This is a genomic window from Aeromonas crassostreae, assembly GCF_054052445.1.
Map to the genome: position 1 here is coordinate 21211 of NZ_JBSTYM010000015.1, position 23882 is coordinate 45092.

Annotated in this window: 24 protein-coding genes and 1 pseudogene; 21 read left to right on the forward strand and 4 right to left on the reverse strand. The window is 64.8% G+C overall.

Annotation, left to right across the window (positions count from 1 at the left end; genetic code table 11):
* Positions 1–7: 7 nt before the first annotated feature.
* The 14 genes and pseudogenes from ACW5W4_RS12755 to ACW5W4_RS12820 all read left to right on the forward strand — a co-directional run bounded on the left by ACW5W4_RS12755 (position 8) and on the right by ACW5W4_RS12820 (position 11282).
* Positions 8–94 (forward strand): hypothetical protein, encoded by an 87-nt coding sequence (locus ACW5W4_RS12755; protein ID WP_456689667.1) that lies wholly within the window; start codon positions 8–10, stop codon positions 92–94.
* Positions 94–792: a nicotinate-nucleotide adenylyltransferase gene (nadD, locus tag ACW5W4_RS12760; RefSeq protein WP_456689668.1), complete on the forward strand. Its 699-nt coding sequence runs from the start codon at positions 94–96 to the stop codon at positions 790–792. The genes ACW5W4_RS12755 and nadD overlap by 1 nt, the downstream gene beginning before the upstream one ends.
* Positions 793–849: 57 nt before the next feature.
* The gene (gene rsfS, locus ACW5W4_RS12765) at positions 850–1185 is read left to right on the forward strand and encodes a ribosome silencing factor (protein ID WP_041992921.1); all 336 of its coding nucleotides are present in this window, start codon (positions 850–852) and stop codon (positions 1183–1185) included.
* Positions 1186–1191: 6 nt separating this feature from the next.
* Positions 1192–1659: a 23S rRNA (pseudouridine(1915)-N(3))-methyltransferase RlmH gene (gene rlmH, locus ACW5W4_RS12770; RefSeq protein WP_456689626.1), complete on the forward strand. Its 468-nt coding sequence runs from the start codon at positions 1192–1194 to the stop codon at positions 1657–1659.
* Positions 1660–1700: 41 nt separating this feature from the next.
* Positions 1701–3608: a penicillin-binding protein 2 gene (mrdA, locus tag ACW5W4_RS12775; protein ID WP_456689627.1), complete on the forward strand. Its 1908-nt coding sequence runs from the start codon at positions 1701–1703 to the stop codon at positions 3606–3608.
* Complete coding sequence (gene rodA / locus ACW5W4_RS12780; protein WP_041992913.1) at positions 3601–4704, forward strand: rod shape-determining protein RodA; 1104 nt, start codon at positions 3601–3603, stop codon at positions 4702–4704. Before mrdA ends, rodA begins: the two co-directional genes overlap by 8 nt.
* Positions 4704–4838 (forward strand): FtsW/RodA/SpoVE family cell cycle protein, encoded by a 135-nt coding sequence (locus tag ACW5W4_RS12785; protein ID WP_456689628.1) that lies wholly within the window; start codon positions 4704–4706, stop codon positions 4836–4838. The genes rodA and ACW5W4_RS12785 overlap by 1 nt, the downstream gene beginning before the upstream one ends.
* A gap of 2 nt (positions 4839–4840) precedes the next feature.
* Positions 4841–5845, forward strand: a complete 1005-nt coding sequence (gene mltB / locus ACW5W4_RS12790) for a lytic murein transglycosylase B (protein ID WP_456689669.1) — start codon at positions 4841–4843, stop codon at positions 5843–5845.
* Positions 5784–6710 (forward strand): septal ring lytic transglycosylase RlpA family protein, encoded by a 927-nt coding sequence (locus tag ACW5W4_RS12795; protein ID WP_456689629.1) that lies wholly within the window; start codon positions 5784–5786, stop codon positions 6708–6710. The genes mltB and ACW5W4_RS12795 overlap by 62 nt, the downstream gene beginning before the upstream one ends.
* A 183-nt stretch (positions 6711–6893) precedes the next feature.
* A complete protein-coding gene (locus tag ACW5W4_RS12800) occupies positions 6894–8096 on the forward strand; it encodes a serine hydrolase (RefSeq protein WP_456689630.1) in 1203 nt (400 codons plus the stop codon).
* Between the two features lie 265 nt (positions 8097–8361).
* Entirely contained in the window at positions 8362–8625 is a 264-nt protein-coding gene (gene ybeD, locus ACW5W4_RS12805; RefSeq protein WP_427261448.1) for a DUF493 family protein YbeD, read from the forward strand.
* A 65-nt stretch (positions 8626–8690) separates the two neighbouring features.
* Positions 8691–9350, forward strand: a pseudogene (gene lipB / locus ACW5W4_RS12810) (lipoyl(octanoyl) transferase LipB); the annotation flags it as partial.
* Between the two features lie 86 nt (positions 9351–9436).
* A complete protein-coding gene (gene lipA, locus ACW5W4_RS12815; protein WP_456689631.1) occupies positions 9437–10402 on the forward strand; it encodes a lipoyl synthase in 966 nt (321 codons plus the stop codon).
* Between the two features lie 280 nt (positions 10403–10682).
* Entirely contained in the window at positions 10683–11282 is a 600-nt protein-coding gene (locus tag ACW5W4_RS12820) for an RBBP9/YdeN family alpha/beta hydrolase (protein ID WP_456689632.1), read from the forward strand.
* A gap of 126 nt (positions 11283–11408) precedes the next feature.
* On the opposite strand, the gene recJ is transcribed toward ACW5W4_RS12820, so the two are convergent.
* Positions 11409–13139 (reverse strand): single-stranded-DNA-specific exonuclease RecJ, encoded by a 1731-nt coding sequence (gene recJ, locus ACW5W4_RS12825; protein ID WP_456689633.1) that lies wholly within the window; start codon positions 13137–13139, stop codon positions 11409–11411.
* 308 nt (positions 13140–13447) lie between these two features.
* Here recJ and mscL point away from each other — a divergent pair, with 308 nt between their 5' ends.
* On the forward strand, positions 13448–13858 hold the full coding sequence (gene mscL / locus ACW5W4_RS12830) for a large-conductance mechanosensitive channel protein MscL (protein ID WP_427261444.1): 411 nt from the start codon (positions 13448–13450) through the stop codon (positions 13856–13858).
* Positions 13859–13928: 70 nt separating this feature from the next.
* On the opposite strand, the gene xerD is transcribed toward mscL, so the two are convergent.
* Positions 13929–14846, reverse strand: coding sequence for a site-specific tyrosine recombinase XerD (gene xerD / locus ACW5W4_RS12835; protein WP_456689634.1), 918 nt, complete (start codon positions 14844–14846; stop codon positions 13929–13931).
* Positions 14847–15001: 155 nt separating this feature from the next.
* Here xerD and fldB point away from each other — a divergent pair, with 155 nt between their 5' ends.
* The 4 genes from fldB to ACW5W4_RS12855 all read left to right on the forward strand — a co-directional run bounded on the left by fldB (position 15002) and on the right by ACW5W4_RS12855 (position 19178).
* On the forward strand, positions 15002–15520 hold the full coding sequence (gene fldB / locus ACW5W4_RS12840; protein ID WP_427261442.1) for a flavodoxin FldB: 519 nt from the start codon (positions 15002–15004) through the stop codon (positions 15518–15520).
* A 334-nt stretch (positions 15521–15854) separates the two neighbouring features.
* Positions 15855–17255, forward strand: a complete 1401-nt coding sequence (locus ACW5W4_RS12845; RefSeq protein ID WP_456689635.1) for a TldD/PmbA family protein — start codon at positions 15855–15857, stop codon at positions 17253–17255.
* Between the two features lie 58 nt (positions 17256–17313).
* A complete protein-coding gene (locus ACW5W4_RS12850; RefSeq protein WP_456689636.1) occupies positions 17314–18654 on the forward strand; it encodes a TldD/PmbA family protein in 1341 nt (446 codons plus the stop codon).
* 149 nt (positions 18655–18803) lie between these two features.
* Positions 18804–19178: a VOC family protein gene (locus ACW5W4_RS12855; protein WP_427261439.1), complete on the forward strand. Its 375-nt coding sequence runs from the start codon at positions 18804–18806 to the stop codon at positions 19176–19178.
* A 69-nt stretch (positions 19179–19247) separates the two neighbouring features.
* Here the strand turns inward: ACW5W4_RS12855 and ACW5W4_RS12860 are convergent, their stop codons facing one another.
* The gene (locus ACW5W4_RS12860; RefSeq protein ID WP_456689637.1) at positions 19248–20186 is read right to left on the reverse strand and encodes a L,D-transpeptidase family protein; all 939 of its coding nucleotides are present in this window, start codon (positions 20184–20186) and stop codon (positions 19248–19250) included.
* 360 nt (positions 20187–20546) lie between these two features.
* Here ACW5W4_RS12860 and ACW5W4_RS12865 point away from each other — a divergent pair, with 360 nt between their 5' ends.
* Both ACW5W4_RS12865 and fumC read left to right on the forward strand, forming a co-directional pair.
* The gene (locus ACW5W4_RS12865; RefSeq protein ID WP_456689638.1) at positions 20547–21878 is read left to right on the forward strand and encodes an endonuclease/exonuclease/phosphatase family protein; all 1332 of its coding nucleotides are present in this window, start codon (positions 20547–20549) and stop codon (positions 21876–21878) included.
* 33 nt (positions 21879–21911) lie between these two features.
* The gene (gene fumC, locus ACW5W4_RS12870; RefSeq protein WP_456689639.1) at positions 21912–23303 is read left to right on the forward strand and encodes a class II fumarate hydratase; all 1392 of its coding nucleotides are present in this window, start codon (positions 21912–21914) and stop codon (positions 23301–23303) included.
* Positions 23304–23421: 118 nt separating this feature from the next.
* Here fumC and ACW5W4_RS12875 read toward each other — a convergent pair whose 3' ends face one another.
* Positions 23422–23859 (reverse strand): VOC family protein, encoded by a 438-nt coding sequence (locus ACW5W4_RS12875; protein WP_456689640.1) that lies wholly within the window; start codon positions 23857–23859, stop codon positions 23422–23424.
* Between the last annotated feature and the right edge of the window lie 23 nt (positions 23860–23882).

Here is a 23882-nt window from a genome sequence, read left to right on the forward strand (position 1 = left end):
GAACATGATGCTGAAGCCGCCCATCGGTATCCTGGGAGGAACCTTTGATCCTATCCATATCGGTCATATTGATCTGACAGGGGCAGGAGCATGATGCTGAAGCCGCCCATCGGTATCCTGGGAGGAACCTTCGATCCTATCCACATCGGTCACCTGAGACCCGCCATCGAGGCGCGCGACGCCCTGGGTCTGGCCGAGATCAGACTGATCCCGAACCACATCCCCCCCCATCGCGCCAATCCGTTCTGCTCGAGCGAGCAGCGCCTGGCCATGGTCAGGCTGGCGGCGGCGGAGAACCCGGGCTTCGTGGTGGACGAGCGGGAATTGAAGCGGGACAAACCCTCCTGGACCATAGACACCCTCATCGAACTGAGGCAGGCACTGCCCGATACCCCTCTGTGCTTCCTGATGGGCATGGACTCCCTGCTCGGCCTGCCGAGCTGGCATCGCTGGCAGGAGCTGCTCGATTACGCCCACCTGGTGGTGAGCCTGCGCCCGGGCTGGCAACCGGACTACCCGGCCGACATAGCCGAGCTGCTGGCGCGCCACGGCACCCGCCGGCCAGAGGATCTGCACCGCAAGGTGAGTGGCCACATCTGGCTGGCGGACAACCTGCCCATCGCGCTCTCCGCGACCCGGCTGCGGGATCTGCTGGCCCGGGGCCAGGATACCCGCTACCTGTTGCCAGCCTGTGTCGCGCACTATATTGATCAAGAGGGGCTCTACCGCGCTGTGGCGGACGACCCCCAGGCTTCCCCCGCCCAGCCGGGTGGGAAACCAGGCCACCCATGATATAATCCGCCGCCCCACGCCTGCGCGAGCCACGGCGGATCCAGAGGAGAAACACTATTGCAAGGCCAAGAACTGCACGCTTTCATCATCGACAAGATCGATGACATGAAGGGCCGCGACATCGTCACCCTGGATGTGCGCGGTCAATCCAGCATCACGGACACCCTGATCATCTGCTCCGGCAACTCCAGCCGCCATGTCTGCGCCATCGCCCACAACCTGGCGAGCGAGGCCCGTCATGCCAAGCTCGACCTGCTCAGCGTCGAAGGGCAGCAGACCGGCGAGTGGGTGCTGGTGGATCTGGGCTCCGTCATCGTGCATGTGATGCAAGACGAGTTTCGCGACTTCTATCAACTGGAAAAACTCTGGGGCAATGCTCCGGTGCAAGCCTGATCCCCCATGAAGATTCAGTTGATTGCCGTGGGCACCAAGATGCCCGCCTGGGTCGAGCACGGCTTCCAGGAGTACCGTCGCCGCTTTCCCAAAGACATGCCGTTCGAACTGGTGGAGATAGGCGCCGGAAAACGCGGTAAAAACGCCGATATCCCCCGCATCCTGCAAAAGGAAGGGGAAGCCATGCTGGCGGCCGCCGGTCGCTCGCGCATCGTGACCCTGGATATCCCGGGCAAGCCCTGGACCACGGAGCAGCTGGCTGGCCAGCTGGAGGCCTGGAAGCTGGATGGCCGCGACGTGGCCCTGCTGGTGGGCGGGCCTGAGGGCCTGTCTCCCGAGTGCAAGGTCGCCGCCGAACAGAGCTGGTCCCTCTCGCCCCTCACCCTGCCCCACCCCCTGGTGCGGGTGCTGGTGGCCGAGAGTCTCTACCGGGCCTGGAGCATCACCACCAACCACCCCTATCACAGGGAATAGCGCCTTATGCCTTCGCTCGCCCCGACCCCTGAGGCCTCCCCATGCTGAAACAGCGCATCGAGATGCGCGATCACAGCGCAGAGGGCAACCTCTTCTTTCGTCGCACCCTGGTCGCCTATCTGGGCATGCTTGCCCTGATGCTGGTGCTGCTCGGCAACCTCTACTATCTGCAGGTTGAATCGTTCGACACCTATCAGACCCGATCCAACGACAACCGGATCCGGGTCGTGCCTGTCGCCCCTCCCCGGGGCCTCATCTATGACGCCAACGGGGTGCTGCTGGCGGAAAACCGTCCGGTCTACAGCCTGGAGATCGTGCCGGAAGAGGCGGGGGACATCGACAAGATGGCCGACGATCTGATCGCCCTGCTGGGCCTGCCGGAGGGGACCAAGGAGAAGTTCCTGGCCGAGGTCAAACGCCAGCGCCGCTTCAAGCCGGTCTCCCTCTACGAGAAGCTGACCGAGAAACAGGTGGCGCTCTTCTCCGTCGACCAGCACAACTACCCGGGGGCCAGCATAGAGGCCTATCTCAAGCGCTATTACCCGTTTGGCGACACCCTCACCCACGCCCTGGGTTATGTGGCCAAGATCAACACCCGGGACGTGGAGCGCCTGGACAAGGAGGAGAAGCTCGCCAACTATGCCGCCACCAAGGACATCGGCAAGCAGGGGGTGGAGAAGTTCTACGAGGATGAGCTGCACGGCGTGGCCGGCTACCAGGAGGTCGAGGTCAACAACCGTGGCCGGGTGGTGCGCACCCTCAAGTTCCAGCCGCCCCAGCCCGGCAAGGACATCTACCTCAACATCGACATCCGCCTGCAACTGAAGGCGCAGCAGCTGCTGGACGGTCGCCGGGGCGCCATCGTCATGATAGATCCCAAGACGGGCGCCATCCTGGCCATGGAGTCGAGCCCGAGCTACGACCCCAACCTGTTCGTGACCGGCATCTCCACCGCCAACTATTCCGGCCTGCTCAACGATCCGGCCCGCCCATTGGTGAACCGCACCACCCAGGGCATCTATGCCCCCGCCTCCACCGTCAAGCCCCTGCTCTCCGTGATGGGGCTCAACGAGGGGGCCATCACCCCCCAGTACCGCTACTTCGGCGGGCCCAGCTTCTCGATCCCGGGCACCACCAAGAAGTTCCGGGACTGGCGGCGCTGGGGCCATGGCTGGCTCGATGTCTATCGCGCCATCGAGGTGTCGGCGGATACCTATTTCTACGATCTCGCCTATCGGGTCGGCATCGACAAGATCCACGAATACATGACCCAGTTCGGCTTTGGCCGCTACAGCGGGGTCGACTTGTATGAAGAGACCAAGGGGGTCATGCCCTCCCGGGACTGGAAGATGGCCCGCTGGCGCCAACCCTGGTATCAGGGGGACACCATCTCGGTCGGCATCGGCCAGGGCTACTGGAGCTCCACCCCGATCCAGCTCGCCAAGGCCATCAGCATTCTCACCCAGAATGGCCATGACGTGACGCCCCACCTGCTCAAGAGCACCGTCTCCCTCGACGGCACCGTGCCTGCCCCCATTAACCCGAACGTGGCGCTCAAGGTCAAGCACGACAGCTACTGGCAGGTGGGACGGGATGGCATGTGGCGCGTCATCAACGGCCACGAGGGCACGGGGCGGCGCGCCTTCGCCAACACCCCCTATGTGGCGGCGGGCAAGTCGGGCACGGCCCAGGTGGTCGGTCTCAAGGAGAATCAGGTCTACAACGCGGCCACCACCAAGGTGGAGCACAGGGACAACGCCCTGTTCGTCGCCTTCGCGCCGTTCGACGCCCCCAAGGCCGTGGTGGCCCTGGTGCTGGAGAACGCAGGTGGCGGCAGCGCCATGGCCGCCCCCGTCGCCCGCCATATGCTGGATGCCTATCTGCTGCCGCCGGAGCCCCAGCTGCCTCCGGCTCCCGTCACCCCGACAGAGGTAACCCACCATGAGTAACTCTGCCCGCCAGCAAAGCATCTGGTACCGGCTGCACATCGACCTGCCCCTGCTCATCGGTCTGCTCTGCCTGATGGCGCTCTCCATGGTGGTGCTCTACTCCGCCTCGGGCCAGGATCTGGAATCCATCGTGCGCCAGCTGGTGCGCGGCGGCCTCGCCTTCGTGCTGATGCTGGCCCTGGCCCAGCTGCCCCCGACCCTCTATGCCCGCTGGGCCATTCCCGTGTTCGTGGTGGTGGTCTTGATGCTGATCGCGGTGGACGTGTTCGGCCATATCGGCAAGGGGGCCCAGCGCTGGCTGGACCTTGGCTTTATGAAGTTCCAGCCCTCCGAGGTGATGAAGGTCTCCATGCCCATCATGGTGGCCACCTGGCTCAGTCGGCACTCCCTGCCCCCCAAGCTCAGCCATGTGGTGATCGCCCTCGTCATGGTGCTCTTGCCCACCCTGCTGATCGCGGCCCAGCCCGATCTGGGCACCTCCATCCTGGTGGCGGCCTCCGGCTTCTTCGTCATCTTCCTGGCGGGGATCAGCTGGTGGCTGATCGGCCTGGCGGTGATGCTGCTCGCCGCCTTCCTGCCCCTGCTCTGGTTCTTCCTGATGCACGACTATCAGCGCCAGCGGGTGCTGATGCTGATCGATCCGGAGAAGGATCCCCTCGGCCGCGGCTACCACATCATCCAGTCCAAGATAGCGATCGGCTCAGGCGGCGTGTTCGGCAAGGGCTGGCTGCAGGGGACCCAGTCCCAGCTGGAGTTTTTGCCAGAGCGCCACACCGACTTCATCTTCGCCGTGTTCAGCGAGGAGTTCGGCCTGGTGGGCGTGGCCCTGCTGCTCGCCCTCTACCTCTACATCATCAGCCGCTGTCTCTACATCTCGATGCAGGCCCAGAGCAGCTTCGAGCGCCTGCTCGGCGGCGCCCTGACCCTCACCTTCTTCGTCTATGTGTTCGTCAACATGGGCATGGTGAGCGGCATACTCCCTGTGGTGGGCGTCCCCCTGCCCCTGGTGAGCTACGGCGGCACCTCCATGGTGACCCTGATGGCGGGCTTTGGCATCCTGATGTCCATTCAGACCCACAGAAGGCTGCTGGCCTGATGAGGTGGATACATTCTGCCGGTGGTGGGAGGCCCCTGCCCCTGGTGAGCTACGGCGGCACCTCCATGGTGACCCTGATGGCGGGCTTCGGCATCCTGATGTCCATTCAGACTCACAGAAGGCTGCTGGCCTGATGATGCGCCTCGCTCCCGCCCTGCTGCTGGCCATTTGGCTGCCGGTCGCAGGGGCCGCCACCGGGCCCGATGAGCAGGCCCTGGCCAGTCTCGCCGAGCGCCACGGCGTGCCCCTGGCCGAGCTGGAGGCCGCCGTCCGGGCGGCCCGGCTCAATCCCGAGGTGCTGGCCCTGATGCGCCGCCCCTGGGAGGCCAAGCCCTGGCACCAGTACCGGCCCCTGTTCGTCACGGCGCAACGCATTCAGGCCGGGGTGCGCTTCTGGCAGGAAAGCAGCGAACTGCTGACCCGGGCGGAGCAGACCTATCGGGTGCCAGCCGCCCTCATCACCGCCATCCTGGGGGTGGAGACCGCCTACGGCAAGCAGATGGGACGCCACGACGTGCTCGGCAGCCTCTACACCCTGGGCTTTCACTACCCGGAGCGCAGCGATTTCTTTGCCAAGGAGTTTGCCCAGCTGGTGCTGCTCGCCCGGGAGGAGCAGCTGCCCCTTACCGGGCTCAAGGGCTCCTACGCCGGCGCCATGGGCATGGGCCAGTTCATGCCCTCCAGCTATCGCCACTACGCCGTGGATTTCGACGGCGACGGCAGGCGAGACTTGTTTGCCAGCCGGGCCGATGCCATCGGCAGCGTGGCCAACTACTTCGCCGAGCATGGCTGGCGCTGGCGCGAACCCGTGGTCGAGCCGGCCAAGGCCACGGCGCCGGTGGCCGACGCCCTGATTGGCCAGGCCCCCGAACCCGGCCTTCGCTGGCAGACCCTGTCCGAGGCCGGGCTGCGTCTGGCCAATCCCCCCGCGGACCATACCCTGGTGCGGCTGCTGGCCCTCGAGGAGGTCGACGGCCCCCGCTACTGGGTCGCCCGCCACAACTTTTACGTGATCAATCGCTACAACCGCAGCCCCTTGTACGGCATGGCGGTATACCAACTCAGTCAAGCCATCCAGGATGCCTATGCAGCACAACAGACTCCTCCCCCTCAGCCTGGCCTTGTTGCTGGCCGCTTGTAGCAGCCAGCCGGATACCCCGGCGCCCGCTCCTCTCCCCGTACCGGTGGAAGTGGAGAAGGCCCCCGTCATCGAGTTTCCCCAGGCCACGGGGGCCATTCCCCGTCCCGAACCCCTGAGCGCGAGCGGCAACCGGGACTACTGGATTGGCAAGCAGAAGTACCAGGTGTGGCGCGACATCAGGCACTACAGCGAGGAAGGCAGCGCCAGCTGGCTCGACAAGGGGCTCGATGGCAACAAGACCGCCAACGGCGACACCATGGACAGCACCCTGTTCACGGGCGCCCATCGCAACCTGCCGCTGCCGAGCTATGTGCGGGTCACCAACCTCGACAACGGCAGTGAGACCATAGTGCGAGTCAACGATCGGGGGCCCTTCACCCCATCCCGGCTCATCGATCTCTCCCATGCCGCGGCCCATCAGCTTGGCATGGTCGAGCAGGGAGAGGCGCGGGTCAGGCTGGATCTCATCACCGACACCCCGGATCAGCAGATTGAACGGGTGGCGGATATCCCCATGACGGACACCCGCCCCGGCCAGGAGACAGCCCCTGCCGCCCCCGCCAAGGCGGCCCCCCTGATCGAGGCCATACCGGCCACCGCCCCCTCTCCCCAGGCAGATGCAGCCCCGGCTGCCTCTTCCCAGGCTGGCGGCGGCAAACGGATGCAGGTGCTCGCCAGCGGATCCAGGGAGCGGGCCCAGGCCCTGGCCGCGCAGCTCGGCAGCCAGTACGGCGTGCCCCATGAGATCCAGGCCGTCGGCCAGATCTACCGGGTGCTGCTCGGCCCCATCCCGGCGGCAAAGCAGGGGGCGCTGCTGCAACAGGTGCGCAGTGAAGGTTTCGAGCAGGCCTTCTTCCTCCCCTGAGCCCCTGCTTTTCACCACGGCCGGTGGCGCGCCTGATTACGACGCGCCACCTGTCGGTGAGTGTTAAAAAATACCCATCGATCGCCATGCCGGGCTATGACCAGAGCCCGCTTCTGGTATAGTGAGCCCCGCATTTTCATTTACCAGGGGTCACCCCCAACCAGGCTCGCAGGAATTTTCACGATGTCCAAATTTGCCCATTCAGTCATCCTCGCCGCCCTGATCAGCGCGACCGCCCAGGCCAATACTCCGACGCCGGATCCGCTGCCCACCCCCAACAGCATGCCGGCCGTCGTCCCTGCGGCGCCGACCATCTCGGCCAAGGCCCATATTCTGATCGACTACGCCAGCGGCCAGGTGCTGGCCGAGGAGAACGCCGAAGAGCGGCTGCCCCCCGCCAGCCTGACCAAGATGATGACCTCCTACATCATCGGCCAGGAGCTGGCCAAGGGGAACATCAAGCGCACCGACATGGTGACCATCAGCCAGAACGCCTGGTCCAAGAACTACTCCGACTCCTCCAAGATGTTCATCGAGGTGGGCAAGCAGGTCTCGGTCGATGATCTCAACAAGGGCATCATCATCCAGTCCGGCAACGACGCCTGCGTCGCCATGGCCGAATTCCTGGCGGGCAGCACCGACTCCTTCGCCAGCCTGATGAACACCTGGGCCGCCAAGCTGGGCATGAATGACAGCCACTTCATGAACCCCCATGGCCTGGATGCCGAGGGTCACTATAGTACCGCCCACGACATGGCGCGCCTGGGCCAGGCCCTGATCCGCGACCTGCCGGAGGAGTACAAGATCTACGCCCAGAAGTCCTTCGTCTTCAACGGCATCACCCAGCACAACCGCAACCGCCTGCTGTGGGATCAATCCCTGCAAGTGGATGGCATCAAGACCGGCCATGTCAGCCAGGTCGGCTACAACCTGGTCTCCTCCGCCACCAACAACGAAGGGATGCGTCTGATCGCCGTGGTGTTCGGTGCCAACAGCGAGGCTTCCCGCGCCGCCGAGAGCAAGAAGCTGCTCACCTACGGCTTCCGCTTCTTCCAGAGCGCCACCCCCTACAAGGCGGGCACCGAACTGGTGAGCCAGAAGATCTGGATGGGTGACAAGCCCGAGGTGAAACTCGGGGTGGATCAGGATGTCTCCGTGCTGGTGACCCGTGGCCAGGCCAGCAACCTCAAGGCGGACTTCCAGCTCGACAGCGAGCTGAAGGCACCGCTGGCCAAGGGGCAGCGTGTCGGCACCGTCTTCCTCAAGCAGGGGGACAAGGAGATCAAGCAGGTTCCCCTGGTTGCCCTGGAAGAGGTGCAAGAGGGTGGCCTGATGAGCCGTCTGTGGGACTATGTGGTGCTGCTGGTCACCAGCTGGTTCAAGTGATCTCAGGGTAAAATCTTGTCAAGCAACGGCGCCATCGGGCGCCGTTGCCGTCTTGATGGAGCCTGGCAGCGAATAACCCTGCAATCTGCAGGTTCCGCCGACCCGGGATTTGTGGTAAAAAGCAGCACTTCCACGTCTTGTCGCACGATACCGGGTCTTGATCCCGGTGTGGGCCATGCCCATATAGACTTGTACTGGCGGCCCTTTGGGCCAATGGCAACGAGCCACATGAGAGAGTCATCCCCGATGACGAAAAGGTGAGTCAATGAATACCAAGTTTGATGAACTGCTGGAGTTCCCCTGCAAGTTCCCCTTCAAGGTACTGGGTGTGGCCGATCCCGCCCTGCCGGATCTGGTGGTCGAGGTGTTGCAGCAGCACGCCCCCGGCACCTACAGCCCCACGGTACAACCCAGCTCAAAGGGCAACTACCACTCGGTGCGAGTGACGGTCACCGCCCAGAGCAAGGAACATATCGAAACCATGTATACCGCCCTCGGCAACATATCCCTGGTTCGCTACGTTCTGTGATCACACCCGCGTCGCCCCGTCCAAGGGGCGACGGCCTGTTTGTCCGCCCAGCCCATGAGGAAACCATGTCCACCCCAGCACAACGCCATCTGCTGACAAGAGACCTGGGTCGCCGCCCCTATCAGGCGGTGTGGGACGCCATGAAGGCGTTTACCGACGCCCGCGACGAGGAGACCCCGGACGAGTTCTGGCTGGTGGAGCACGATCCCGTCTACACCCAGGGTCAGGCCGGCAAGGCCGAGCACCTGCTCGCCCCCGGCGACATCCCTGTGGTGCAAAGCGATCGCGGCGGTCAGGTGACCTATCACGGCCCCGGCCAGCTGGTGCTCTATGTGCTGGTGGACGTGCGCCGCAGCAAGCTGTCGGTGCGCGAGCTGGTCACCTGCCTGGAAACCGCCATCATCCAGGTGCTCGCCAGGAGCGACATCCAGGCCTATGCCAAGGCGGACGCCCCCGGCGTCTACGTGCGAAACGCGCTCGGCGTCGAAGCCAAGATCGCCTCCCTGGGCCTGCGCATTCGCCGTGGCTGCTCCTTCCATGGGCTGGCCCTCAACGTCAACATGGACATGAGCCCCTTCCTGCGCATCAATCCCTGCGGCTATGCGGGCATGGCCATGACCCAGACCAGTGCCCTGGGGGGCCCCTTGAGCGTTCCCGAGGCGGCCCGGCCCCTGATGGCCGAGCTGGCCAGCCTCATCGGTTACCAGACCATCACCCATATCGAGCAAGCCGCCATGCCATGGCGCGATGCGAATCTCAAGATGCCCTCTGCGGACATCAATCAGACAGTAACAAACACCGAGAGTGAATCATGAGCAAACCCGTTCGTATGGAGCCGGGCGTCAAGCTGCGCGATGGCGACAAGATGGCCCTGATCCCGGTGAAATTCATGCCGGATCCCACCGAAGAAGTGCTGCGTAAACCGGATTGGATGCGGATCAAACTGCCCCCCTCTAGCCAGAAGATCGAGCACATCAAGAGCACGCTGCGCAAGAACAAGCTGCACTCTGTGTGTGAGGAGGCCTCCTGTCCCAACCTGGCGGAGTGCTTCAACCACGGCACCGCCACCTTCATGATCATGGGCGCCATCTGCACCCGCCGCTGCCCCTTCTGCGACGTGGCCCACGGCCGCCCGCTGGCGCTGGATCCGGAAGAGCCGAAGAAGCTGGCCCTCACCATCAAGGAGATGGGGCTGAAATACGTGGTCATCACCTCGGTGGACCGCGACGATCTGCGGGACGGCGGTGCCCAGCACTTCGCCGACTGCATCAAGCAGATCCGCGAACACAGCCCCCAGACCCGCATCGAGATCCTGACCCCGGATTTCCGCGGCCGGATGGAGCAGGCGCTGGAGGTGTTCCGCGAGACGCCGCCGGACGTGTTCAACCACAACCTGGAAACCGCCCCGCGCATGTACCGGGTCGCCCGCCCGGGTGCCGACTACAAGTGGTCCCTGGAACTGCTGCGCCGCATCAAGGAGATGCACCCCCATGTGCCGACCAAGTCCGGCGTCATGATGGGTCTGGGCGAGACCAACGAAGAGATAGTGCAGGTGCTCAAGGACTTGCGCGAGCACGGCGTCAACATGCTGACCCTGGGCCAGTACCTGCAGCCGAGCCGTCACCACCTGCCGGTGAAACGCTATGTGCCGCCCGCAGAGTTCGACGAGCTGAAGGATGTCGCCATGGAGCTGGGCTTCTCCCATGCCGCCTGCGGCCCCTTCGTGCGCTCCTCCTATCACGCGGATCTGCAGGCCAAGGGCGAAGAGGTCAAATAACCCCTTCCCCCTGCACTGAAAAAAAGAGCGCCAAAGGGCGCTCTTTTTTATGACCGTCCATCACGATCTCAATGGGGGCCCCGCCACTGCTGATGCAGCGCAAGCAAGGCCCGCACCTCCGCCAGGCGGCGCCGGGTCAGGGCAATGAATCGCCAGCGCCTGACGCGGCACAGGGCGCCTCATCCACACCCGAAGACAACGGCAAGGCCCCGTTCGAGCATTCCTGTTCCTGCGGGCAGCGGCTATCATGCGCACTCCCCGCCCCATTCAGGAGTGTCACATGTCCCCCATCAAGGCCTTTATCATCCATGGCTACACCGCCTCGCCCCAGGCCAACTGGTTTCCCTGGCTCGCCGCCCGGCTCGAGGAGCAGGGTATCCAGACCCGGGTGCTCGCCATGCCGGATCCCCATACTCCAGATCCTGCCGCCTGGGATGCCCACCTGGCGGCCAGCATAGGCGAGGCGGATGGCCACACCCTGCTGGTTGGCCATAGCCTGAGCTGCATCTCGGCCCTGCGCTACCTGCATCAGCATCCCCCCCTGAACAACCTGGGTGGTCTGCTGCTGGTCTCCGGCTTCGACGAGCCCCTCGATACCCTGCCCGAGCTCACTCCCTTCGTCGCCCAGCCCCTGCCCCTCGCCCATATCAGGGCCAGGCTACCGCGCTGCGCCCTGATCGCCTCCACCGATGACGCCATCGTCCCCCCGCCCAGCTCCCATGCCCTGGCCCAGCGGTTGCAGGCCCCCCTGCACCAGATCGCACAGGGGGGCCATTTTCTTGACCGGGAGGGATTCACCGAGCTGCCCCTCGCCTATGAACTGCTGATGCAGATGGCCGGCGCCATCAGGGCGGCGGCGACGATCCCGCAGGCAAGCTGACCCGCGAGGCCGCCGGCGAGGGGCCAAGTCAGATGTCCATGGGGATGACGCTATCGCCATGCCTGCAAACAAACACGGCCACCCTGGGGTGGCCGTGGTCATCGACGGGGCAGCATCGCAACCGGCTCAGAGGCCGGCCGCCTCCAGATGCTCCACCAGCAGCTGGACGCTGCGGTTGCCGCGCCACTCGTTGACGTCGAGCCGGTAGACCAGCCGCACCCGTTTCACCGAGGCATCGGGCCAGCGCTTGAGATCCACCCCGAAGGCGATGGCGTCCACCGCATGACCCGAATCCGTGGTCAACATCATCTTGAGGTGCTTCTCCCCCACCAGCCGCTGCTGCACCAGCACGAATTCGCCGTCAAACAGCGGCTCGGGGAAGGCCTGGCCCCAGGGGCCGGAGGCGCGGATAAGCTCCGCCAGCTCCAGGCTCAGCTCGTCCGGCAGCAGTTCGCCATCGGTGAGCAGCACCCCGGTCAAGAGCTCCGGGGTCACCAGCTCGGCGATGACGACTTCAAATGCCCGGCCGAACGCCTCTATATTGGCCTTGGGCAGGGTCAGCCCCGCCGCCATGGCATGGCCGCCAAACTTGCCCATCAGGCCCGGATGGCGAGTATCGAGCAACTCCAGGGCATCGCGCAGGTGCACCCCGGGGATGGAGCGGCCCGAGCCCTTGAGCTCGGTGTCGCTACTCTCGGCAAACGCGATGACAGGGCGGTAGTACTTCTCCTTCACCTTGGAGGCCACCAGCCCCACCACCCCCTGATGCCACTCGTCCCTGTGCAGCACTATGCCGGAGGGCACCTCGCCGTCACGAAAACGGATCTGCTCCAGGGTGGCGAGCGCCTCCTGCTGCATCCCCTGCTCTATCTCCTTGCGCTCCTGGTTGAGGCTGTCCATCTCGGACGCGAGCTGGCGCGCCAGGTTGATGTCGTCGCACAGCAGACAGGCGACCCCGAGAGACATGTCATCGAGCCGGCCCACGGCGTTGAGGCGGGGCCCCAGGGCGAAGCCGAGATCGGCGGCGCACAGGCGGCGACCGTCGCGACCCGATACGTCCACCAGCGCCTGGATACCGGGGCGACAGCGTCCGGCCCGGATCCGCTGCAGACCCTGGTGGACCAGGATGCGGTTGTTGCCATCGAGCGCCACCACGTCGGCGACGGTGCCGAGCGCCACCAGATCCAGATAGTCCGCCACATTGGGGGCGCGCAGCCCCTGGCGCTCATACCAGCCGCTCTGGCGCAGATGGGTGTTGAGGGCCGCCATCAGATAGAAGGCCACCCCCACCCCGGCCAGGGACTTGGAGGGGAAGTCGCAGCCACGCTGGTTGGGGTTCACTATCGCATCGGCGTCAGGCAGCGCCTGTCCCGGCAGGTGGTGATCGGTAACCAGTACCCGCATGCCGGCCGCCTTGGCCGCCGCCACCCCGGCGATGCTGGAGATGCCGTTGTCCACTGTGATGAGGAACTCGGCGCCCCGGGCCACCGCCAGCTCGACAATCTCCGGGGTGAGGCCGTAGCCAAACTCGAAACGGTTGGGCACCAGAAAATCGATGTGGTGGCCCCCCATGGCGCGCAGGGCCAGCACGCACAGGGCCGAGCTGGTGGCGCCGTCGCAGTCGAAGTCGCCGACGATGAGGATGCGTTGCTGGGCAGTCAGCGCCGCTGCCAGCAGGGGCACCGCCTGCTCCATGCCAAACAGACGCTGGGGCGGCAGCAGCGAGCTGGCGCTGCGCTCGAGCAGGGCGGGATCCTCCACGCCGCGACTGGCGAAGATCTGGCGAAGCAGGGGGTGCAGGGTATCGGGCAGATGAGAATCATCCACCCGGGGGCGACGACGGATTTGCAAAGACATGGCGATATCCAGTGGGTTCAAACGGGGGCAGAGGCCGAAACAGGCAGCAAGGATCGCACTCCTCTTCCCCTTAGGCAAATGCCGGCGCTGAGAAAACGTCCGCCCCTGCGCGAGCTGGCCAGGGCCTCTTATTGCCAATCCCGTTAATAACCGGGAGATAACAGAAATTTAGCCCACTCAGGTTGCCAATTGGACTCTGCCACCGCAAGCTATCAGGGATGGCCAGGGGGCTGGGATTATCCCGCCCCAGGGCCTAGCGTCATGACCCCCTTATTTTGCTCAACTTTACCCATTTTGGAGGGAATTCAATGAGCCTTATCCAGGAATTCAAGGCCTTTGCTGCCCGTGGCAACGTGATCGACATGGCCGTCGGTATCATCATAGGTGCCGCCTTTGGCAAGATAGTCTCCTCGTTCGTCGGCGACATCATCATGCCCCCCATCGGCATCATCCTCGGCGGGGTAGACTTCAGCGATCTGGCCGTGGTGCTCCAGGCGGCGGAGGGGGACACCCCGGCCGTGGTCATCGCCTATGGCAAGTTCATCCAGACCATCATCGACTTCCTGATCATCGCCTTCGCCATCTTCATGGGGCTCAAAGCCATCAATACCCTGAAGAAGAAGCAGGAAGAGGAAGCGGCCGCCCCGGCCGGGCCGACCAAGGATCAGGAGCTGCTGAGCGAGATCCGCGACTTGCTGAAATCCCAGCAGGGCAAATAACCCCCCCCCTGCTGGTGCATCGCAAAAAAACCGCGTGAACGCGGTTTTTTTTTGCCCGAAGCAGGGTGACTCAGGCACGGGGATGGTGCTCGCCATGGAGCGCCTTGAGCCGCTCGTTGGCCACATGGGTGTAGATCTGGGTGGTGGAGAGATCCGCATGACCCAGCAGCATCTGCACCACCCGCAGATCGGCGCCATGGTTGAGCAGGTGGGTGGCAAAGGCGTGGCGCAGGGTATGGGGGGAGAGCTCCCCCTGGATGCCGGCCCGCAGGGCATAGAGCTTGATGCGATGCCAGAAGGTCTGGCGCGTCATCATCTGGGCCCGCTTGGAGGGGAAGACCACGTCCGAGCTCACTCCCCCCAGCAAGAGGGGACGCCCCTGCCGGTAGTAACGCTCCAGCCAGTAAACCGCCTCCTCCCCCATGGGGACCAGCCGCTCCTTGTTGCCCTTGCCCAGCACCCGCACCAACCCCTGGCGCAGGCTGACATGCTCGGCGGTGAGTCCCACCAGCTCGGAGACCCGCAGCCCGGTGGCGTAGAGCAATTCGAGCATCGCCTTGTCCCTCAGCTCCAGGGGATCTTCCACGTTCGGCTCGTCGAGCAGGGTGCCCACCTGCCCCTCGCTCAAGTCGGAGGGGAGCTTCTTGGGCAGCTTGGGCCCCTCCAGCAGCACCGTGGGATCGTCCCCCCGCAACTTCTCCCGGTTGAGGTACTGGTAGAAGCGGCGCAGGGCGGAGAGGAAGCGGGCCGTGCTGCTGGCGGCAAAGCCCTGATCCACCCGCCAGGCCAGGTAGTGCTGGATGTCATCCATTTCCGCCAGCAACAGGGCGCCGCCCTGGCCGTCGAGCCAGAGGGCGAACTTGCCCAGATCGACCCGGTAGGAGGCGATGGTGTTGTCTGACAGACCCCGCTCCAGCCAGAGGGCATCGAGGAACTGCTCGATCAAGGGATGAGGCGGCGTGGCGGACGAGGCGGCTTTGCGGGTCATGGCGCGAGTCGGGTTGGCGAACGGGCCTCCATTCTAACGCCAAGGCGGGGCGAGGCGGCAAGTACCACGCCGGCCCGAAGCAGAATGAGCAGGCTGGGAAGGGGGCGCCACTCTCTGGTAAACTCGCCCCTTTACTTGAGCTGGCGGGAAGAGCGATGAAGATTGGTCTGTTTTACGGTTCCACCACCTGTTACACCGAGATGGCCGCCGAGAAGATCCGCACCCTGCTGGGCCCGGAGCTGGTCGACATTCACAACATCAAGGATGTCCCCCTGGCGCGCATGACGGAGTACGAGATCCTGATCCTCGGCATCTCCACCTGGGATTTTGGCGAGCTGCAGGAGGATTGGGAATCCCGCTGGGAAGACATCGCCGATATCGACCTGGAGGGGCGCATCATCGCCCTGTTCGGCATGGGGGATCAGCTGGGCTATGGCGAGTGGTATCAGGATGCCCTCGGCCTGTTGCACGATCAACTGGTACCCAAGGGGGTCAAGCTGGTGGGCTACTGGCCCAATGAGGGCTACGAATTCGAAGCCTCCAAGGCACTGATCGACGATGGCCGCCACTTCGTCGGCCTGGCCCTCGATGACGCCAACCAGTACGAGCAGACCGACGAGCGGCTCGAACAATGGGTCGAACAGATCCTCGGCGAGATCCAGGCACTGCTCTGACAAGCCAACCCACGCAGTGGGCCCGGCAGCCCCTCGGCGAGAGCCTGGCATTGCGCTGACAAGTCGACCAACGCAGTGGGCCCGGCAACCCCTCGGCGAGATCACACCAGGCATTGCTCTGACAAGTCGACCAACGCAGTGGGCCCGGCAGCCCCTCGGCGAGAGCCCGGCACGGCGCCAAGCCTCCCCTCCCTGCGTATTTTCTATTGTCGTCATCGGGTTAGGCCTAGCGACTTTTGCACCCTGGTCTGTAACAATGTTAACCAGCGCCCAACATAACCCTAAAAATCAGGGCGCTGGAAGCAAACAGGAATAGACCAGAAAAGGACATTCTATGAATCAGATCTCCCTCCTGGCCCCCAGCATTGCCCGCGACGTGCTCGATCACGCGCTGCGACTCGGGGCCGACTTTGCCGAGCTGTTTGTGGAGCGCAAGCGCCGCAGCCAGCTCGGCCTGCTCTCCAGCCAGATAGAGAACATCAGCGGAGGCCTCGATTTCGGCATAGGCGTGCGCCTGTGCTACGGCCACAAGGTGCTCTACGGCTACACCAACCTGGCCGACCGCGACGAGCTCTTGCGCATCGTCACCCTGCTGGCGGCCAAGGACAGGCGTGACCCCGTGGTCACCGCCACCGCCTTTGATTTCACCCGTTTCACCGATCGCAACCCGGTCACCCTGCCCCTCTCGGCCGACAAGCTGCTGGAGCAGAAGATCGCCTACCTGCACGCCATGGACGCCGCGGCCCGCGCCGAGAGCGATCGGGTGAGCCAGTTCTCCGGCAATGTGCTGGGCTGGGAGCAGGAGGTGGAGATCTTCAACAGCGAAGGGCTCCAGGTGAGCGATCGCCGCCACTACAACCGCATCATGGCCCAGACCATCGCCGCCCTTGGCAGCGAGCAGACCATGGGCTACGAGGCCCCAGGCGCCCTGATGGGCTGGGAACACGCCGAGCGCATAGACCCGCGGGAGCTGGCCCTCACCGCCACCCGCCAGGCCCTGGTCAAGCTGGGGGCCGCCCCCTGCCCGAGCGGCACCCTGCCGGTCATCATGGAGAGCGGCTTTGGTGGCGTCATCTTCCACGAGGCGTGCGGCCACCTGCTGGAGACCACCTCGGTGGCCAAGAAGGCCTCGGTGTTCCACGACAAGATGGGCCAGCTTATCGCCAATCCGGCGGTCAGCGCCGTGGATGAAGGCTTGCAGAGCAACGCCTGGGGCTCCATCAACGTCGATGACGAAGGCATGGCGACCCAGCACACCCAGCTCATCAAGGAGGGCGTGCTCACCGGCTTCCTGGTGGACAGAATGGGGGCCCTCAAGACCGGCCATGCCCGCACCGGCTCCGGGCGGCGGGAATCCTACAAGTTTGCCCCCACCTCCCGCATGCGCAACACCTATATCGAACCGGGCCACCACAGCCTGGACGAGATGCTGGCCACCGTCGAGCACGGCATCTACGCCAAGAAGATGGGGGGCGGCTCGGTGCAGCCGGGCACCGGCGAGTTCAACTTCAACGTGCAGGAGGCCTACCTCATCGAGCACGGCAAGATAACCCGACCCCTCAAGTCGGCAACCCTGATCGGCACTGGCCCCCAGGTGCTCAAGGAGATCTCCATGGTGGGGCGCAATCTGGCCCTGGCCGCCGGCATGTGCGGTTCGGTTTCCGGCTCAGTGCCCACCTCGGTCGGTCAGCCCGCCTTGAAGGTGGACAATATTCTGGTGGGGGGTAATGCCTGATGAATGACGCCATTAAGCTCCTGAAAGTGGACCTTATTCTGATCGGAGGGAACGCCTGATGAGCACACTCGACATGAATCAACTGCTCACCCGCCTGCTGGAGAAGGTCGCCGATATCAATGCCGAGGCGGACATCATCGCCAACCAGGACAAGGCCTTCTCCCTCAAGGCCGACAAGGGCGAGCTCAGCGAGTACAAGGTCACCAGCAGCCAGCAGATCGGCATTCGCCTGATCAAGGAGGGCCGGGTCGGCATCGCCTACTCGGAATCCCTCGACGAGGCCGCACTGGACGCCATGGTGCAGGACGCCCTCGATGCCAGCCGCTTCGCCAAGGTGGATGCGGATCAGCGCATCTCGGTGACGGGCAGCCATATCACCACGGCGTGCGCCGAGATACACCAGGCCGACACCACGGCGGTGGAGGAGAAGATCGCCCTGGCCCTGCGCCTCGAGTCGGACATGCTGGCCCTGCCGGGTGTCACCGGTGCCCCCTACAACGGCTTCTTCGAAGGGGAGAGCCGCCTCTGGCTCGCCAACAGCCGGGGCAGCCTCTGCCAGCATCAGGAGTTCAGCGTCGGTTGCCACAGCTCGGCGCTGATCGAGCGGGACGGTCGCCAGTCCATGCACTATCAGGGGCAATATGGCCGCCGCTTCGACGAGTTGGAGAGCCAGGCCCTCATCCGCCAGATCCATGCCATCACGGATGGGCTGCTGGCAGGGGAAGCGGTACCGAGCGGCCGCTACAGCGTCCTCTTCAGCACCAACTGCTTCGCCAGCCTGTTTGGCTGCTTCCAGGGGGCGCTGTCGGGCAAGTGGGCCCAGCAGGGGATCAACCCCTGGCGCAGCAAGGTGGGGCAGAGCGTGGCCTCCCCCTGGCTCACCCTGGAGAGCCGGGTCCATATACCGGGGGGGATGAAGATCAAGGCCTTCGACGGCGAAGGGGCCGCCACCTCGGATCTGCTGCTCATCGGCGAGGGGGAGCTGAAAACCCTGCTCCACAACAGCGCCACCGCCCGCCACTTCGGCGTGATGAGCAACGGCGCGGCGGCCCGCAGTGCCCGCAGCGCCCTGGACGTGAGTCCGCGCCATCTGGTGTTCGGGCTCGGCCCCCACAGCGAGAGCGAGGTGCAGGGCGGCGAGTACCTGGAGCTGGTCAAGCTCGACGGCCTGCATTCCGGGGCCGATGCGGTGAGCGGCGACTTCTCGTTTGGCGCCTCCGGCTTCCTGTACCGGGATGGCGAGCGCGTGGCGCCGGTGCGCGGCATCACGGTGGCGGGCAACTTCTATCGCCTGCTCGGCGAGCTGGAGGCGGTCGGCGATGTGCTGCACCACGACGATGGCAAGGGCTTCTACGCCCCCCTCATTCGCTTCGGCGGGCTGAGCATCGCCGGCAAGTAACTGTATACAGAGCGGAAATGGCTGCTCTTCCCCACCCCAAAACGGCGCCTGATGGCGCCGTTTTTTCATTGATGGCGCCCCTGTTCGGCCACTCCTAACCTCAAGGTGCCGCCGGTCGCATCGGCCGGATATTGCTGGAGAATACGACGATGGACAATACCCTGGTCTGGGCCGACATTCCGACACGGGATCTGGATCGCGCCATGGCCTTCTATGCGGCCCTGCTCGACGTGGAGGTCACGCCGGTACAGGAGGAGATACGCTTCGCCATGCTACGTTACGATGGCAGCAACGCGGCGGCCTGCCTCGGCCCCATGGATGAATACCACCAGCCCGGCGGCGCCGGCCCCCTCATCTACCTTTCCCTCGGGGACAGGCTGGAAGAGGCGCAGCGGCTGGTGCCCGGCCTCGGCGGGCGGGTGCTGGCACCGCTGCACAGCATTGGCAGCGGCCATGGCTCCCGGGTCATCATAGAGGATACCGAAGGCAACCGGCTGGCCCTCTATGCCCCTCCCCACCCCTGAGCGACCACCAGAAACCACAACGGCGACCCTGGGGTCGCCGTTGTGGTTATGCGTATCGCGAGGAGACGATCACGCCTCGGGATTGAGACGGGTCGGCATACCGGAACGCTCTTCCAGCACCTGCTTGACCAGGTTGGAGTCGCTCTCGGCGTTGGCGATGAAGCGGCTGATGGGAGCGGTCAGCTTGAGGGGCACGGGGGTATTGGAGTTGAACTCAGCCTCGCTGCGCGACAGCGGCTCATGGACCTCCAGGTAGCGGCTGCCGTCCGGCTCCACCGTGGCCTTGACCGGCTGGTTGACGAACTGGACGCGAGTACCGACCGGCACGTTGTCAAACAGGTACTTGATGTCGTCGGCGCGCAGGCGCACGCAGCCGCTGCTCACCCGCAGGCCGATGCCGAAGGTGGCATTGGTACCATGAATGGCGTAGAGGTTGCCGATATAGAGGGCATGCAGCCCCATGGGGTTGTCCGGGCCGGCCGGCCAGACCGCAGGCAGTGTCTTGCCCTGGGCGGCGTAGCGGCGACGGATGTTCTCGGTCGGAGTCCAGGTCGGGTTGGCGCGCTTGCGTTCCACCTTGGTGACCCAGTTTTCCGGGGTATTCACCCCCAGCTGGCCGATGCCGATGGGCAGCACATGCACCACCTTCTTGCCCTTGGGGTAGTAGTAGAGGCGCATCTCGGCCACGTTGACCACTATGCCTTGACGCGGTGCGTCCGGCAGGATCAGCTGGTGAGGGATCACCAGGGTGCTGCCCGGCGTCGGCAGGAAGGGATCCACCCCAGGGTTCGCTTCCATGATGTTGGTCAGCCCCAGCTGGAAATCGGCGGCGATCTGCTCGAGGGCGCGATTGTCGGCGGGCACCACGTACTCCTGGTTCTCGCCGATCAGGCGGCTGTTGGCCGCGGGCAGAGCATATTCAACGGCGGCGGCCTGCTGGCTGACCAGCATCAGACTGCACAGCAGGGCCGAGGTGGCGGTGCTAACCGCGGTACTAAAGGCGTTCATACAATTCCTATGAGTGTTCCTGGCAACCAGGTCAGGGTGGTGCCCGTTCATCCCTTGATGAACACGGCGGCACGGCTGGTGCGCATTCTTCCCTGCCGAGGCGCAAATTTCAACGTCCAGACGGGGGATTTCTCACCCATGACGCCGCTTTTACCACCCTTGGTGTGATTTACCTTATCGCGCTCCGCCTGATTATTCCATGAACAGCATGGCAAGCCCCCGCCTGCGCGCCGCCAGATGGTTCACAGTCGAAGTCACTTGAAACCAAATGGTAGGCTCGCGTCGCAAAAGGGCAAGACTCATCGTCACGACGGAAAACAGCATGAAACAGACCCCACCGCTGCCATTTCCCTCGGATTGATGGCAGGCTGTCACGACAACCACGACTCCGAGACCACAGATCCCATGGTTCGCTTCGCCACCTTCAACCTCGCCTTCGATCGCACCGCCCCCAGCATGCTCTCCGGCGAACTCGCCCTGACCCGCGCCGCCCAGGACGCCCTGCTGGCCCGTCTCGCCGATGGGCGCCTGAGCGGTGCAGAGCAGACCAAAGCCAGCAACGTGCGACAGATCCGCAACGTCGCCGAGATCATCCAGCGCACCCGGCCGGACGTGCTGCTGCTGAGCGAATTCGACAACGACGGCCAGGGCGAGCACACAACCGATCTCCAGGCCTTCAACGACCACTACCTGGCCCACCCCCAGCACGACGAGGTGACCGCCATCCGCTACCCGGTGCTGCAAAACTTCGCCACCAACACCGGCCTGATGAGCGGCCATGACCTCAATCTGGATGGCAGGGTGAGCGGGCCGGACGACGCCTGGGGCTTTGGCAGCTACCACGGCCAATATGCCTTAGCCGTCATGTCAAAGTTCCCCATCGACACTCAGGGGATCCGCACCTTCCAGACATTCAAGTGGAAGGACATGCCGGGCGAATCGAACCCCGTCATCGACGACTGCCACCACCCCAGGGCGCCGATCCCGGCCGGCCGCCAGTGCGGCGAGCCCTGGTATGACGAGGCCGCCTGGCAAACCTTCCCGCTCTCGTCCAAGAACCACGCCGACGTGCCGGTGCGCATCAGGCAGGGCGACAGGGAGGAGGTGGTCCACTTTCTCGTCTCCCACCCCACTCCCCCCATCTTCGCCAACGCGGCGCGCCACAACGTCAAGCGCAATCGGGCGGAGATAGCCTTCTGGCAGGACTATGTGGCAGGGGCTGGCTACATGGTAGATGATGCCGGCAAGGCCGGTGGGCTGCCCGCAGGCGCCAGGTTCGTCATCGCCGGCGATCTCAACGCAGACCCCCTGGCAGGGGACGGGGACAGGGGCGCCATCCAGGCCCTGCTGCGGCATGACAAGGTCAACCAGGCCGTCACCCACGGCGCCCTGATCCCGGTCAGCCAGGGCGGCCCCGAGAGTCTGGCCAAGGGAAGCGACTGCAAGCGCCACCACACTCGCCCACATCCGGAGCGCATCACCAGCAGCAGCGGCCTGCAGCTCGATCACCTGATCCCCTCCGCCAACCTGAACGCGGTCGCCTCGGGCGTGTTCTGGCCCGCCAGCGTCGAGCCGGGCCATCACCTGGTGCATGACCCACAGCTCGGCATCGCCAAGGGGGTCAGCTCGGATCACCGCCTGGTGTGGGTGGATCTCGAGCTGGCCCCCGAGCCCGCTTCTTCCCATGCTTAAGAGCACCGAACCAGCAAACGTCAGGAGAGAACCATGAAGACCCGGATGGAAAGAGACAGCCTGGGAGAGATAGCCGTCCCGGCAGACAGACTCTGGGGGGCCCAGACCCAGCGCTCCCTGCACCACTTCAACATCTCGGGGGAGCGCCAGCCCATGGAGATCATCCATGCCCTGGCCCGTATCAAGTCCGCCTGCGCCAGGGTGAACCACGCCCTGGGACTGCTGCCCGCCCGCAAGGCCCAGGCCATCATGGCCGCCGCCGACGAGGTGCTGTGCGGCCTGCACGACGCCGAGTTTCCCCTGATGGTGTGGCAGACCGGCTCAGGCACCCAGACCAACATGAACCTCAACGAGGTGCTGGCGAACCGGGCCAGCGAACTGCTCGGCGGCCCGCGGGGAGAGGCGCGGCAGGTGCACCCCAACGACGAGGTAAACAAGAGCCAGTCCAGCAACGATGTCTTCCCCAGCGCCATGAACCTGGCGGCGGTCACCGCCATCACACAGCGGTTGCTGCCGGCCCTCTCCACCCTGAAACAGACCCTGGCAGACAAGGCCGCCGCCTTCGACCACATCGTCAAGATAGGCCGCACCCACTTGCAGGATGCCACCCCCCTCACCCTGGGCCAGGAGATCTCCGGCTGGGTCGCCCAGCTCGAACAGGGGGAGCGCCATCTCCGGGCCGCCCTGCCCCATCTGTGCGAGCTGGCCCTCGGCGGCACCGCCGTGGGCACCGGTCTGAACTGCCCCCCCGGCTTTGCCGAGGCGGTGGCCAGGGCTCTGGCCGAGCAGACCGGCCTGCCCCTGGTGAGCGCCCCCAACAAGTTCGAGGCCCTGGCGGCGAGCGATGCCCAGGTGCACGGCCACGGCGCCCTCAAGACGCTGGCGGCTTCCCTCATGAAGATCGCCAACGACGTGCGCTGGCTGGCGAGCGGCCCCCGCAGCGGGCTGGGGGAGCTTTGCATCCCCGAGAACGAGCCCGGCTCCTCCATCATGCCCGGCAAGGTCAACCCGACCCAGAGCGAGGCGCTCACCATGCTGTGCGCCCAAGTGATGGGCAACGATGTGGCCATCAACATCGGCGGCGCCAGCGGCAACTTCGAGCTCAACGTGTTCAGGCCCATGATCGCCCATAACTTCCTGCAGAGCGTGCGGCTCTTGGCGGACGGCATGCAGAACTTCCACGACCACTGCGCCGTGGGCATCACCCCGAACCAGCCCAGGATCGACGATCTGCTGGCCCGCTCCCTGATGCTGGTGACGGCCCTCAACCCCCATATCGGCTATGACAAGGCCGCCGAGATCGCCAAACGGGCCCACCACCAGGGGCTGACTTTGCGGGAGGCGGCCATCGCCTCCGGCCACCTCACGGCCCAGCAGTTCGATGCCTGGGTGGTGCCCGCCGACATGGTGGGACGGCAGCCATAGGCCAACTCAGCCACCGGGAGTCAGATGCCGGTGCCTGCCCAGATGGTGGGACCAGGTACATGGAGGCGGTTAAAAACAGAAAGGGCGCCATGGCGCCCTTTTCATTAGCAAAGCCGTCTCAGCTTTTGCTCTGACAGTTGAACATCCAGCGGGTGCCGAACTTGTCCACCAGGGATCCGAAATAGTCGCCCCAGAACATCTCCTGCAGCGGCATCTCCACCTGGCCTCCCTCGGCCAGGGCCGCAAACAGGCGGTCGGTCTCGGCCCGGCTGTCCGGCTCCAGGTTGAGGTAGCTGTTGTTGCCCTGCACCAGGGTGAACCCCATGCTGGCGGGGGCGTCCGTGCCCATCAGCACGTGGCCGCCCAGGATCGCCAACTCCACATGCATCACCAGATCGCCATCTTCCTGTGACAGGGGCGGCTGACCCGGGCAGCCGGGGGACTCCTTGAATCTGTGGATGGGGCCGTTGAACTCGCCGCCGAACACCTCGCGGTAGAAGAGGAAGGCCGCCTCCGCCTCCCGGGCAAAATTGAGATAGGTACTGACACGCGCCATGGGTTTCTCCTTGTCACCTATGC

What these genes read in the sequence shown, in the direction of transcription:
- xerD (WP_456689634.1), bottom strand. Translation starts at nt 14,846, where the DNA reads ATGACCCGCAAAGCCGCCTCGTCCGCCACGCCGCCTCATCCCTTGATC.
- ACW5W4_RS12865 (WP_456689638.1), top strand. Translation starts at nt 20,547, where the DNA reads ATGGCAGGCTGTCACGACAACCACGACTCCGAGACCACAGATCCCATG.
- rlmH (WP_456689626.1), top strand. Translation starts at nt 1,192, where the DNA reads ATGAAGATTCAGTTGATTGCCGTGGGCACCAAGATGCCCGCCTGGGTC.
- ACW5W4_RS12860 (WP_456689637.1), bottom strand. Translation starts at nt 20,186, where the DNA reads ATGAACGCCTTTAGTACCGCGGTTAGCACCGCCACCTCGGCCCTGCTG.
- ybeD (WP_427261448.1), top strand. Translation starts at nt 8,362, where the DNA reads ATGAATACCAAGTTTGATGAACTGCTGGAGTTCCCCTGCAAGTTCCCC.
- ACW5W4_RS12855 (WP_427261439.1), top strand. Translation starts at nt 18,804, where the DNA reads ATGGACAATACCCTGGTCTGGGCCGACATTCCGACACGGGATCTGGAT.
- lipA (WP_456689631.1), top strand. Translation starts at nt 9,437, where the DNA reads ATGAGCAAACCCGTTCGTATGGAGCCGGGCGTCAAGCTGCGCGATGGC.
- mscL (WP_427261444.1), top strand. Translation starts at nt 13,448, where the DNA reads ATGAGCCTTATCCAGGAATTCAAGGCCTTTGCTGCCCGTGGCAACGTG.
- ACW5W4_RS12875 (WP_456689640.1), bottom strand. Translation starts at nt 23,859, where the DNA reads ATGGCGCGTGTCAGTACCTATCTCAATTTTGCCCGGGAGGCGGAGGCG.
- nadD (WP_456689668.1), top strand. Translation starts at nt 94, where the DNA reads ATGCTGAAGCCGCCCATCGGTATCCTGGGAGGAACCTTCGATCCTATC.
- ACW5W4_RS12800 (WP_456689630.1), top strand. Translation starts at nt 6,894, where the DNA reads ATGTCCAAATTTGCCCATTCAGTCATCCTCGCCGCCCTGATCAGCGCG.
- ACW5W4_RS12755 (WP_456689667.1), top strand. Translation starts at nt 8, where the DNA reads ATGCTGAAGCCGCCCATCGGTATCCTGGGAGGAACCTTTGATCCTATC.
- ACW5W4_RS12795 (WP_456689629.1), top strand. Translation starts at nt 5,784, where the DNA reads ATGCCTATGCAGCACAACAGACTCCTCCCCCTCAGCCTGGCCTTGTTG.
- mrdA (WP_456689627.1), top strand. Translation starts at nt 1,701, where the DNA reads ATGCTGAAACAGCGCATCGAGATGCGCGATCACAGCGCAGAGGGCAAC.
- fldB (WP_427261442.1), top strand. Translation starts at nt 15,002, where the DNA reads ATGAAGATTGGTCTGTTTTACGGTTCCACCACCTGTTACACCGAGATG.
- recJ (WP_456689633.1), bottom strand. Translation starts at nt 13,139, where the DNA reads ATGTCTTTGCAAATCCGTCGTCGCCCCCGGGTGGATGATTCTCATCTG.
- fumC (WP_456689639.1), top strand. Translation starts at nt 21,912, where the DNA reads ATGAAGACCCGGATGGAAAGAGACAGCCTGGGAGAGATAGCCGTCCCG.
- rodA (WP_041992913.1), top strand. Translation starts at nt 3,601, where the DNA reads ATGAGTAACTCTGCCCGCCAGCAAAGCATCTGGTACCGGCTGCACATC.
- ACW5W4_RS12820 (WP_456689632.1), top strand. Translation starts at nt 10,683, where the DNA reads ATGTCCCCCATCAAGGCCTTTATCATCCATGGCTACACCGCCTCGCCC.
- mltB (WP_456689669.1), top strand. Translation starts at nt 4,841, where the DNA reads ATGCGCCTCGCTCCCGCCCTGCTGCTGGCCATTTGGCTGCCGGTCGCA.
- ACW5W4_RS12850 (WP_456689636.1), top strand. Translation starts at nt 17,314, where the DNA reads ATGAGCACACTCGACATGAATCAACTGCTCACCCGCCTGCTGGAGAAG.
- ACW5W4_RS12785 (WP_456689628.1), top strand. Translation starts at nt 4,704, where the DNA reads ATGAGGTGGATACATTCTGCCGGTGGTGGGAGGCCCCTGCCCCTGGTG.
- ACW5W4_RS12845 (WP_456689635.1), top strand. Translation starts at nt 15,855, where the DNA reads ATGAATCAGATCTCCCTCCTGGCCCCCAGCATTGCCCGCGACGTGCTC.